Consider the following 12,957-nt stretch of genomic DNA (forward strand, 5'->3'; position numbering starts at 1 on the left):
AGATTCTTGAAAGATACTTGAGGGAACCATACATGATCATTCACGGGAGGAATCTCCATGATTTCATTATATGGTGTGAGCAAGCGGTTCAATGAGCGCGGTTCCCGTGCGGATCAGGGGTTCGAGGCCTTGCGATCCATCTCGCTTGAAATAGGTGAAGGTGAGATTCATGGCATTATTGGTTCCAGCGGGGCAGGAAAGTCGACCTTGCTACGGATGATCAACGGTTTGGAACATCCTGATGACGGGGAGGTTACCGTCAATGGTCAGCATCTAACCGGAATGAATGAGCGAGACTTACGTCAGGCACGCAGGTCTATCGGCATGATCTTCCAGCATTTTAATCTGGTCAGCAATCGTACGGTGCTGAGCAATGTGAGTATGCCGCTGGAACTCGCGGGTAAATCACGTTCACAGCGGCGAGAGCGAGGGTTAGAAGTGCTACGATTCGTAGGACTGGAGGACAAAGCGAACCAGTATCCGGCACAGCTGAGCGGAGGACAGAAGCAGCGAGTTGCCATTGCCAGAGCGCTTGCCAGTCATCCAGCTGTATTGCTCTGTGATGAACCCACATCTTCACTTGATCCGCAGACAACAGGTGGAATATTGGATATGTTGCGCCACGTAAACGAGACAATGGGTGTAACCATTGTTGTTGTGACCCATGAGATGGAAGTGGCTCGTCGATTATGTCACCGTATTACGGTGATGAAAGAGGGACAGATTGTGCGTACCTTATCTGAATCGGAAGTTCGCAGTATCCCGGCGCCACAGCCGGATATCCTTACTTCACTGCTTGCAGACGACACCTTCGGTGGAACGGAAACGGGAATGGGAACGGCAGCCCGGCATCTGGTGGAACGGGAGGATAAGCGATGATGTTACCTGAGTCCGTGCTTAAATACCAGCACGAAATCTGGCAAGCTATCGGAGAGACGTTTGTGATGGTCGGGATTTCCATTGCAGCGGCTGTTCTGGTCGGATTGCCTCTCGGTACACTATTGTACCTGTTCCGCAGAGGGCAACGATACCAGAATCGAGCTTTGTTTACGGTACTGGGCAGTCTTGTGAATATCATTCGCTCCTTTCCATTCCTTTTGCTGGTCGTATTCATGATCCCATTCACTCGGTTGGTAGTAGGTACATCGATCGGTACGCTCGCTGCCACGGTGCCTCTGTCGGTCATTGCTATCGCTTATTATGCCCGCCTTGTCGAACAGGCGCTACTCGATGTGCCTAAAGGTGTCATCGAAGCGGCCTCCTCTATGGGAGCCTCAACCGTGCAACTTGTCCTTAAATTCCTGTACGTGGAGGCAAGGTCTGGTCTTGTGCTGGGACTTACTACAGCAACGATCAGTTTTGTTTCCTATTCTACGGTAATGGGTATTGTGGGCGGTGGCGGTGTTGGCGATTTTGCCATTCGTTATGGTTATCAACGCTTCGAAACGGAAATCATGATATTTACGATTATTATCATGATTGTGCTTGTGCAGATCATTCAGTTCACAGGTAGCCGATTATCACGCTGGTTGGATCGCAGATCCTGAAGACGTTAGCAGCTTACAGAGAAGTGGAAGCAACACCGTAATCAGAGGGACAAGAAAGACAACTGCAGTAATGAACTTTTTAAAAAAATGACTACAGATTGTACAGAGAAGGGGTAAATATTCAATGAAAGTAAAATTGATGCTCATGCTGCTCGCGGTTATGATGGTTGTATCCGCCTGCGGGAAAAAAGAAGAAACACCAACCACTGAAGGTGCGAAGCAAGAATCACAAGCCGGACAGGAAGTCACACTTAAAGTAGCCACATTGATTCCGCCAATGACGGATGTACTGGATATCGTTAAGCCGCTTCTTAAAGAAGATGGCGTAAATCTGGAGATTGTGGTGCTGTCGGATAACGTACAGCCGAATACTGCACTGGCGAACAAAGAAGTGGACGCCAACTTCTTTCAACATGTACCCTATATGAAACAGTATAACGAGGCGAACAATGCCAACCTGGTTCCTGTGCAGCCCATCTACAACGCGATCTATGGTGGATACTCCAAAACCTACAAGTCCATCAATGAATTGCCGGAAGGTGCAACGATTGCGATTGCCAATGATCCTTCCAATATCGGGCGCTCCCTTGTGATGATGGAGCAAAATGGTCTGATTAAACTCAAAGAGGGTGTAGGCTTTAATGCAACACAAGCAGACATCACAGAGAATAAAAAGAACTTCAAGTTCAAAGAAGTGGACCTTCTGATGCTTGCCCGTATGATGGATGATGCGGATATGGTAGCAATGACTCCAGCCTATGCTAGTCCGCTCGGTCTGACACCAAAGAAGGATGCTTTGTTGACTGAGAAGGACGATTCTCATTTTGCGATCACCATGGTAGCTCGTGAGGACAACAAAGACTCGGATGCCATTCAAAAGCTGGCTAAACGTATGGCCGGCCCTGAAGTGAAAGCCTTTTTCGAAAAAAACTATGCAGATATTGCTATCCCGGCATTCTAAGATACAGATCAGAATAGTAGTTTGAGAATTGAGATCCGAGCGAATATGCCCGGGTCTTTTTGCTTTGGATCTGACTTCTGTTAACAACTGTTTAGAAACTTAATAAACATGGTGCTAAATTGATTTAATTTGCTTAATAACTTTTTTGTATGTTAGTGAAAATATCAATTTAATATGGAAGAGGTAGAGTGAATTGTCGTTAAACAACAAAGAATCAGGGTGGTTAGGAAAGATATTAACCGATTTTAAAGTCAAACTGATTATGTCCTTCATTATCTTTTTGGCGGCCCCTTCCATCACTATAGGTGTATTGTCATATAACAATGCCAAAGAAGAAGTGAAGAAACAAATTCTACATAGTGCAGAGGAAAATGTGAATTTAGCTAATAGTACGATTGATTTAATCATTAATGTGAAACGACAACAGGCTGAATATTACGCAAAGGTTTTTAATGCAGACACAATTAAAAATTCAGAAGCAAACATGCTGGAAGAAATAAAAGGATTCATCGGGCAGAACCCGGATGTGGTTCTCGTCAGTGTAGGTGATCAAAACGGCAAATATTTATCTTCTTCGGATACAGCCACTCCACAAGATTACGACCCACGCACCAGACCCTGGTATACGGAAGCGATGAGTCAACCTGATCAGGTTATCGTCACAGACCCGTATATCTCCACAGCTACCAATTCAGTCACGGTTTCGATTGCAAAGGTATTGGACGACCGCTCCGGTGTGGTCAGTCTTGATCTGGATTTGAACGACATCAGCAGTGCAATAGGCAAGATCAAGGTGGGGGAGCAGGGATATATGGTCTTGCTGGATCGTAGCAAAAAGTATATCTATCACCCGAGCAGCCCGGCTGGATCAGAGGCGAAAGAGTCATTTTGGGCAGAGGTGTTTGATAACGAATCAGGCACATTCGATTATGTCTATAATGATGAACCCAAGGTTATGTATTATTTAACGAATGGTTCAACCAATTGGAAAATCGCAGGTACGATGTTTTTCACCGAAGTAGATGAAGCAACAGCTTCGATTCTGCATCGTATGATGATTGTGCTGTTATCTTGTCTGGGTATCGGTGCTGTAATCATTTGGCTTGTCATGCGCTCTATTATTAGACCGATCAGAGAATTGAAAAATCAAGCGATACAAGTGAGTGAAGGAGATCTGACACAGACCATTGTAAGTAAAAGTTCGGATGAACTTGGCGAACTTAGTGACGCTTTTGGCAAAATGCAGATCAATCTGCGCTTGCTGATCCAGAATGTAGAGCATAGCGCGGGACAGGTCGTTTCTTCATCAGAAGAGATGACGCAGAGTGCAGAGATGACCAGTGCCGCGAGTGAACAGGTTGCCAGAGCGATTCAGGAAATTACGCTGGGTGCTGAGAAGCAAATGCATGGAATTGAACATAATCATGAGGCTATGCGCGAAATTACGTCAGGTGTTTCCAATATTGCGGATAGATCCGTACATGTGTCCGAGTTAGCCAAACAGACCACGTTACAGGCTGAGGAAGGCGGCAATACGGTTAAGCAGACGGTAGATCAGATGAAATCGATTCAAGAGACAGTGATGCAGATGAGTCTTATCATTCAGACGTTAGATGAACGATCGGAGCAAATCTCGGCAATTACCGAATTGATGGGAAATATGGCGAAACAAACGAATTTACTGGCCCTGAATGCATCGATTGAAGCGGCACGTGCAGGTGCGCACGGGAACGGATTTGCCGTAGTGGCGGGAGAAGTTCGCAAGCTCGCAGAGCAATCGCAGCAGTCTGCTCAAGATATTACCATGCTGACGTCTGCTGTACAGAAAGATACATTGGAATCCGTTGATATGATGAAGAAAGTGGCATTAGAGGTCGAACAGGGGATGGAGATTTCCACTGAAGCTATTCAGAAGTTCGAACGTATTTTGGAGAGCATGCGGGAGACAACACCTCAGATTGAAGAGATTGCAGCCACTTCACAGCAGATTACGGCTGGAGTGCAGGAGGTTGGCGCTGTATCTAGTGAACTGGCTCACATTGCTTCAGCTAATGCGTCAACATCTGAGGAGGTTGCAGCTTCATCGGAAGAACAGCTTGCTTCGATGGAGGAAATATCAGCTTCTGCAAGAAGCTTGTCAAATATGGCAGAACATCTGCAACGTCTGATCCAGCAGTTCAAGTATTAGGGAGCCGAGAGGCTCCTTTTTTATATTTAGTGTAGTTATCTTGAGGAAGTTTTTGGATTGTGTATCGAAGGGTAAATGTTAGAAGAAAGGAGGAGGAATTGGGGAGAAATAAGGCAATATCCGCGATTGAATAAGGGGAGGACGCGTAATATGATTTGATTATTGCGGAAGTACAATCGGCCCATCCGGCCTGTCTTTTCGTATGTTAAACAAGCTTTAAGTCGTAAATTGGATGGTGAACTTTGCTACGCGATCTCGTTTTGAATTTTACATTAATTTTAATAATTGTCTTCCTTGTTCATCACTACCTGAATCAATCGAGTAATCGGCAGAAGCCATCAATTACCTCTAGATTGATCATTGGGATCGCGATGAGCATGTTAGGCACAGCGTTGTACTACTACTCCATTATTTTGGATGACGGCACGATGTTAAATTTTAGATCCATCGTATATCTTCTTGCTGCCTATTATGGTGGGGGCGGAACCGCATTTATTACCTTTGCAGGTTTGTGGATATTTAGAATCAATGCAGGTTTTTTGCCGTCTGTTGAAAACCTGGATTATGCACTGTATGAACTTATTTTTGTTCTGGCCGTATCCTTGAATTTCAGGTATATACACCAATTTAATCTCCGATGGTTTTCCGGATCGCTCTTATTCATTTCGGTTTACCAGTTCACGATGGTAATGACGTATCCATCGACACCTTATAGTCACTGGATTACCTTGCTGTCTCAAATTCTATGTATGTTGCTGGTTGTGTTGTTCATCTATTTCCTGAATCAGAATCATCAGTACAGACATCTGGTGATTCAAAAAGAGCAGGAGATGCTGGAGATGCTGCGCAGACAGCCAGGATTTACGTTTAAACTACGCAAGCTGAACGGGAAATTTGAATTTCTCTTGCTCGAAGGAGAGATGCTGTCTCATCTGGGTATGGATATGCGAAGTCTGGAGGAGAGCTTCCAGGTAGGGCATATTAGTGTTTTGCCTTCAGATAAAATACAGTTTTTGAAGACACAATTCAACAGAGCCCTGAAAGGTGAATACTTTTTTTTTGAGATAGAGCATAAGGGGAATTATGCGCTCGTCAAGTTGGAGCCTATCTTAGACGACGGAGTGGTGAAGTATATCATTGGGTATGGACTTGATATTACGGAACACCGTGCTGTTAGACGAAGGGTTCAGGAAAGTGAGGAGCGCTACCGGGTTCTGGAGCGAGTATCCACCAATTGGGTGGCAGGGTTGGACATCAAGGGCAACATCGTTTCAATTAACCAGAAGTTTCTGGATGTTCTTCAGGCAGACAGGCAACAGATTATTGGTCGTGCACTCGCGGACTTGCTCGTGATGGAAAAGTCAGAGTGTTGGGGTACGGTTTTACAAGAAGTGGTGTCAACCAGAACCACTCATGACACAGAGTTGATCTTCCGGATCGGAGAAAGTGATGAATTGCATGTTCGAGTTTATTTTTATCCGCTCAAATCCTCCAGATCCAGTGAGCAGATTAAAGCGGTCTTTCAGGATGTCACAGACCGGTACAGACGTGTGAAGGCAGATAAAGCCAGTCAGGCAAAGAGTGAGTTCCTGGCCTTGATGAGCCATGAGTTGCGGACGCCACTGAACAGCATTACCAGTTTTAGCTCTTTGCTCCAACGAACACCTCTAACTCCTCAGCAGCAGGATTATATAAGCAAGATCACCGTATCCTCACAATCCTTATTAACGCTGGTTAATGATATTTTAGATTTTTCAAAAATAGAAGCAGGCATGTTTAATGTCGAGAATGTTCCCTTTTCTCTAGAGGATGTATTCAAGCGAGTGGCCGATCAGATCAGTACTACCATCGGGAACAAGGACATTATGATCATTTTTCATACCGATTCCGAGCTTCCTCTAACGGTAATCGGTGATCCGTTTCGATTGGAGCAAATTCTGATTAATCTGCTTAACAACGCTATCAAATTTACGGATGAAGGCTATGTCATATTTCACGCGGAAGTACTTACACTTGAGGATCAACGTGTTGAAGTTCGTTTTGAGGTGGAGGATACCGGGATTGGCATCTCTCCTGAACAGATGGAGCGTTTATTTGTGCCGTTCAGTCAGGCAGAACCCTCAACCTATCGGAAGTACGGAGGATCTGGCTTGGGGTTAGTCATTTGTTACCTTCTAATCACCTCTTTGGGCGGCAGTTTGCAAGTGGAAAGTGTACTTGGTGAATACAGCATGTTTACATTTGAACTGGTATATGAATTGACAGAAACGGAGGAACGTTCATTCCTTCCAACTTATCCTTTGTTATATGCTGTAAATAATGTGATGATTGTAGAAAGGGACAGAAGAGTTGCAGAGAATCTGGAACAGATGCTGCGTTCATTCGGACTCAGGCCTGAACTTTATGATTCTTTAGAAGAGGTGCTGATTAACCACAAATTTGATCATGACGGTGACGAATCGTCTTCTATATTGATCATGTTTGATATGGATAAGGAACATGTATACGATGATCCGGATTGGGGTCGTTTAATGGACAGATTGAAGGATGTCCGGATTCAAGTGTTAGGATATACGCGTGCAGTCAGCGGGGATACTCGTGCGAGCGAGCGATACCATCGGGATCCGAGGGCAATCCTGTTTAAGCCGATCACCCGTGTCGGGCTATTTGAAGCATTGCTGGCACTGCAGGATGGAGAAGCACAGAATTTGAACCAGAATATAAATAAGCATCCGTCTTCTGGCCAATTGTATCAGGGAGCCATTTTGGTGGCAGAGGATCATGAGATTAATCAGATTGCGATTCGGGTGCTGCTTCAGCAGCTTGGCTTTGAAGTTACAGTGGTAAATGATGGAATAGAAGTGCTGGAGAAGCTGCACGTAAAGCAGTGGAAGTTAATATTGATGGATTTGTACATGCCGGAAATGGACGGACTGGAGGCGGTTAAACATATTCGCCAGATGAGGCAGTACGATCACTTGCCCGTTATTGCACTTACGGCGAACAATGCGAAGAGAGATCATAAACTCTATTTAGAGTCAGGGATGAATGCCATTCTGACCAAACCGATGGATGAACAGCAGCTCAAGGACGTACTGACAACCTGGATTGATCTAAGAGGCATGCATCAAATCAGAGGGATTGATACAGGCAAGGCGCTGAAACAGATGGATGATAAACTCCACATTTTACAGTATGCACTGAATAAGTTTTCTCTGGAATACGGTGGGTTTGAGCAAAAAATACTGACCTATCTAGATCATCAACAGATGGAGGATATGGTAAGAAGTACTCATTCTCTCAAAGGCGTTGCGGCCCATCTGCATGCCGTGAGTCTGCTGCAAACCGTTCTACATTTGGAATCCATTCTGTCGGTTCCATTTCCCGAAGATGAACTGATCTCCAGCCTGCAGAAGGTGCAGCAAGAAATTAATCACATTACGGAATCACTCCCGTGGTAAACGCGATCAGAAGAGCGATCTTGTGATGCTTAAGGTGTAAATTTATATCCGACCCCCCAGATGGTTTGAATATATTGGGGGGTTTTGGGGTTATCTTCGATTTTCTTGCGGAGTTTTGTGATGTGCACATCGATGGTGCGGTCATTGATATAGGCATCTATTCCGCGGATGGCTTCGATCAGGGCGTAACGGCTGAACACTTTTCCAGGATTTAGAACGAACAGTTTCATGATTTCAAATTCGGAAAACGTCGTTTCGACTCTGCGATTATTCAGCAGGATGGTCCGGCGTGCCAGATCAAGGGTTAACCCTGTTTCCGTTTCTCTCACTAAGGAGTTTTCTAATAAAGCATAACGTCGCAGTACAGCCTCCATACGTGCTTTTAATTCCTGCATGCTAAAAGGTTTGCAGACAAAATCATCTGCTCCGTCGGTTAATGAACGAATACGTTCGGACACCTTGGTTAACGAAGAAATGACAATCATCGGCAGGGAGGTATGTTCGCGCATGATTGCACATGGATTTTTCCCTCCCGAATCAGGTAACATCAGGTCTATTAAAATGATATCTGGTCTGGTCTCAAGCTGCAAAAGTGCACTCCCGATGGTATCTACACGAGATACTTCGTATCCTTCACCTTGTAAATACAAGGATAAAGTGTCACCCAGCATGTTGTCGTCCTCGATAATAAGCACTTTGGTCATGGTGTCCCTTTCTGAATCCACGTTATATAGATATGTTAGGTTATGGATGTCGCTTTCCTCGGCTAGCAGTTCAGGATTCATTACTTCGTTCAAGCAGTTGCATGAGTTTGCGCTCCGTTGCCGTTTCTGGTGCGGGTGTATAAATGCTGCATCGCAAATCGGAATTGCCTTGAACCTGTAATGAAGTAAGGTCAAACAACATTTTGCCTGCTTTGGAATGTCTGAACTCGATCCATACATCAGGAGCGCTGCTTACACTGCTTTGCTTCCACAATGTTTGAAAATCAGGGTGGCGATTGATCATGTCATCCAAAAATAAATTATACCATTCATCGTCGACATAACGACCATAATAGCCACGAAAAATGGATAAAAATCCGCTGACGAAGTCCTCCCAGTTCACCGCAAGCCTGCGCAACTCTTTTCGATCAAAAACCAGACTGATCATATTACGCTGTTCTAAGGGAATCTGTTCAAAGTCCATAAAGACCTGTGCGGCAGCCTCATTCCAACCCACAATGTAGCAACGCCGATCGGAAATGATAGTAGGACAGTATCGCAGCTCCTGCAAAATCTTCTGTAATGAAGGGTGAAGCTGAAGCGTGTCTGGTTCCGGTACGGGAAGATCTGAATAATGCTCCATCGCTAGTGAAAACAAGTATTTACGTTCATCTGCAGTGAGTCGGAGTGCCGAAGCGACATTATCTAAGACCGAGTGTGATACCTGGATACTGCGCCCTTGTTCCAGCCAGGTGTACCAGGTTGTGCTCACACCGGCCAATTGTGCCACTTCTTCTCTTCTCAGACCAGGTGTTCTTCGCCGCCCACCGGCAGGTAAACCAACCATTTCGGGGGAGAGCCTGGAACGCTGTGTTTTCAAAAAAGCAGACAGGGCTTGTAATCGAATTGTTTCACTCAATACTTCACCTTCAATCTGTTTATCATGGTAGTCATTATACTATGATAAACGCCAACTTGTAATAGGATATATAAAAATGGCACTATGAATGCATAAGCAATAGGAAGCCAAATGAAGAACGTTACAGGGAGGACACACCGGTATGAGTATGGAACGTGTTGTAATTACAGGAATGGGTGTGATCTCTCCACTCGGCAATAATGTAGATACATTCTGGAACGCTTTGAAAGAAGGCAGGTCGGGCGTTTCCCCAATCGAACATCTGGACAGCGCATTGTATAAAACGAGAATGGGCGGATTGATTCGTGATTTTGATGGAGAAGCAAGATTTGGACGTAAAGAAGCTAGGCGTATGGATCGGTTTGTACAATTTGCTGTTGCGGCAGCAGATCAGGCGTTAGCGGATTCCGGGCTTGTGCTGGAGTCGCTAGACCGAGAGCGGATCGGTGTATATATTGGCTCGGGCATTGGAGGTATTCAAACCTTAATGGATCAGGGTAGCGTTCTATCGGAACGTGGAGCATCGCGAGTAAGTCCAACCCTTGTACCCATGATGATATCCAATATGGCGGCAGCCACCGTTAGTATGAGATTTGGATGCTGGGGGCCAACGCTCTCTCCGGTAACAGCTTGCTCTATAGGCAACACAGCCATTGGTGAAGCGTTCCGTCTGATTCGTCACGGAGGAGCAGATGTTATTTTTGCTGGAGGAACCGAAGCGGCGGTCACCGAGATATCACTAGCCAGTTTCGGCAATGCAACAGCGTTATCGACCAGGAATGAAGCTTATACAGCGGCAAGCCGACCATTTGATGCAGGCAGAGACGGGTTTGTCATGGCTGAGGGAGCAGGTATCCTGATTGTGGAAGCCTTATCTCATGCACAGGCAAGAGGTGCGAATATTCTCGCCGAGGTTATCGGATATGGGGCTACTTCCGATGCATATCATATGGTAGCCACTCATCCCGAAGGTCGAGGTGCTTATCTGGCGATGAAGGCAGCGCTGCGAGATGCGCAACTGGAGCCAGAAAATATCGATGTGATCAACGCTCATGCCACCAGCACAGAGGCAGGTGATCTTTCTGAAACGAGAGCGATCAAACAGCTTTTTGGCGAAGCGGCCTATCGTGTTCCGATTACTGCGAACAAATCCATGACAGGTCATATGTTGGGTGCTGCGGGGGGAGCAGAAGCGATATCTCTTATTCAAACACTGCGGCATGGTATTATTCCGCCAACGATCAATCAGGAGCAGCGCGATCTTGAATGTGATCTGGATTACGTCCCCAATGTAGCAAGAGAGGCCAACTTGCAGATCGGCATGTCCAATTCTTTCGGGTTCGGCGGACATAATGCCGTCATTATTCTTCAAAAATATCTGGCCTGAGCATCACGGCTTGAATAGTTAAGGTTGGAGGGACTGTCCCAAAAGGCTACCGACGGATAAGCCAGTCCCAAACGTTGAACGAAAAAGCCTTCAAAACCACCGCTAAAGTGGGTTTGAAGGCTTTTCTATTGCTTGAAATCCTGTCTTGGACAGCCCCAGGTATGGGATCAAGACGTCAGTGTCGTTGAATCTGCAATTCCCTTGCCGCTTCTGTTCAGCCAGCTTACCCGCCAGCGGGATTGCATGAATAGAACAAGACACAGGGATACAGCGGCGATCAGACTAAGAATAACGAAGCCTGGTGTGTAAGACTGATACGTGCTATACAGTTGTCCCAGAATGAGTGGCAGCGCGTAACCACCCAAACCCCCGGCAGCACCTACGATGCCTGTCATCAGGCCGATCTCGTTGCCAAAACGTTGTGGAACGAGTTGGAATACAGAACCATTCCCGGCTCCAAGGCACATCATGCCGAGGAACAACATTACAATGACGACCGGAAGAGGGGGCAGGAAAGATACACCGAGTAGCATAATACAGGCACCGGAGTAGAGAAAGGTCAACATTCGGGTTCCGCCAATTTTATCTGCCAGGAAACCGCCAACAGGACGGAAGAAGCTACCTGCAATCACACAGAATGTTGTAATGTCGGCGGCATGAACCGCTGAAAGACCATATTGGGTATTAAAGAAAATGGTCAGATAATTACAAAGTCCAACGAAACCGCCAAAGGTAACACAATAGAAAGCACAGAATACCCATGCATCTTTTTGCTTAAGCAATGTTCCGTATTGAGACAGCTTTTTGGGTTCCGGACGATTCGGACTGTTTTTGGCGAAGATCGAAAAGAGGATAAAGACGATAACAATCGGGATGATCGCGAGTCCAAAAACAACTTCCCAGCTGCCAAAATGAGTGGCAAGACGGTTGGCGAACAATGTAGCAAGTACCGTTCCGCTATTACCTGCTCCGGCTATACCCATGGCAAGTCCTTGATGTTCTTTAGGATACCACTGACCTGCAAGCGGCAGTGCGGCAGCGAATGAAGCGCCTGCTACGCCGAGTAAAAGTGCTACGACATACAGTTGGCTGAGTGAATCCACCCATAGCCAGCCTAGCAACAATGGAACGAGGGTGAATAACATACCGATCTGAGCGGTTAATTTGGGACCAATATAATCGGACATGAAGCCAAGCACCAGCCGCAGGATGGAACCCCCGAGAATGGGCAGGGCAACCAAATTTGCTTTTTCCAATGGGGTCATCGGATAATCCATGGCAATAATAACGGCGAGCGGACCGAGCATACCCCAGATCATAAAACTGATGTCAAAATACATAAATGCTCCGAACAGCGTGGGCTTATGCCCACTTTTCCAAAAACTTTTGCTCTCTACCATTCCTCATCGCTCCTCATCCAAGTAGGTTCTTTGTTATGTCTCTATGTTTTCGTTTGGGCAGAAAAAGGCCGCAAGCCGTCCTGATACAGAACGATTTGCGGCCCCGTTGCCGACAGGCGGTACACGTCTTTGTGTTCCCGCTTCTGAGATGATCACATCGCTGTGATTTTGATTCAAATTATAAAAAGAGAAAAAGGTAATGTCAACAAAAATAACATTAAATTTTGAAATAATTAGTTCATAACCTAATTTTCAATATTCTATGTCAATTTAGTTGACATATATTTTAAATTCAATTAATCTGAATTTAATAAGAATCTGCACAATGGCGTGTAGAGCTCGGAGGCAATGGTGCCCCTTTTCCCTTAATGGAAAAGGGGTTATTCTGTT

Annotated in this window: 9 protein-coding genes; 6 read left to right on the forward strand and 3 right to left on the reverse strand. The window is 45.6% G+C overall.

The window, feature by feature from the left end; genetic code table 11:
* Positions 1-57 precede the first annotated feature (57 nt).
* The 5 genes from AC1VYS_RS04680 (at position 58) to AC1VYS_RS04700 (ending at position 8,157) form a co-directional block, all read left to right on the forward strand.
* Positions 58-879 (forward strand): methionine ABC transporter ATP-binding protein, encoded by an 822-nt coding sequence (locus AC1VYS_RS04680; protein ID WP_482913208.1) that lies wholly within the window; start codon positions 58-60, stop codon positions 877-879.
* Positions 876-1,547 carry a methionine ABC transporter permease gene (locus AC1VYS_RS04685; RefSeq protein WP_482913209.1) on the forward strand — a complete coding sequence of 224 codons (672 nt, stop codon included), beginning with the start codon at positions 876-878 and terminating at the stop codon, positions 1,545-1,547. The genes AC1VYS_RS04680 and AC1VYS_RS04685 overlap by 4 nt, the downstream gene beginning before the upstream one ends.
* A gap of 124 nt (positions 1,548-1,671) precedes the next feature.
* A complete protein-coding gene (locus tag AC1VYS_RS04690) occupies positions 1,672-2,508 on the forward strand; it encodes a MetQ/NlpA family ABC transporter substrate-binding protein (protein WP_482913210.1) in 837 nt (278 codons plus the stop codon).
* Between the two features lie 262 nt (positions 2,509-2,770).
* Positions 2,771-4,696 (forward strand): methyl-accepting chemotaxis protein, encoded by a 1,926-nt coding sequence (locus AC1VYS_RS04695; protein ID WP_482934475.1) that lies wholly within the window; start codon positions 2,771-2,773, stop codon positions 4,694-4,696.
* 260 nt (positions 4,697-4,956) lie between these two features.
* A complete protein-coding gene (locus AC1VYS_RS04700; protein ID WP_482913212.1) occupies positions 4,957-8,157 on the forward strand; it encodes a response regulator in 3,201 nt (1,066 codons plus the stop codon).
* Between the two features lie 29 nt (positions 8,158-8,186).
* Here AC1VYS_RS04700 and AC1VYS_RS04705 read toward each other — a convergent pair whose 3' ends face one another.
* Together AC1VYS_RS04705 and AC1VYS_RS04710 are read right to left on the reverse strand one after the other, a co-directional pair.
* Entirely contained in the window at positions 8,187-8,861 is a 675-nt protein-coding gene (locus AC1VYS_RS04705) for a response regulator transcription factor (protein ID WP_482914909.1), read from the reverse strand.
* 70 nt (positions 8,862-8,931) lie between these two features.
* Positions 8,932-9,780: a helix-turn-helix transcriptional regulator gene (locus tag AC1VYS_RS04710; protein WP_482913213.1), complete on the reverse strand. Its 849-nt coding sequence runs from the start codon at positions 9,778-9,780 to the stop codon at positions 8,932-8,934.
* A gap of 148 nt (positions 9,781-9,928) precedes the next feature.
* On the opposite strand from AC1VYS_RS04710, the gene fabF reads away from it, so the two are divergent.
* A complete protein-coding gene (gene fabF, locus AC1VYS_RS04715) occupies positions 9,929-11,167 on the forward strand; it encodes a beta-ketoacyl-ACP synthase II (protein ID WP_482914910.1) in 1,239 nt (412 codons plus the stop codon).
* Positions 11,168-11,334: 167 nt separating this feature from the next.
* On the opposite strand, the gene AC1VYS_RS04720 is transcribed toward fabF, so the two are convergent.
* Positions 11,335-12,567 carry a nitrate/nitrite transporter gene (locus AC1VYS_RS04720; RefSeq protein ID WP_482913214.1) on the reverse strand — a complete coding sequence of 411 codons (1,233 nt, stop codon included), beginning with the start codon at positions 12,565-12,567 and terminating at the stop codon, positions 11,335-11,337.
* Positions 12,568-12,957: the final 390 nt, after the last annotated feature.

It is taken from the genome of Paenibacillus sp. G34, assembly GCF_056856875.1.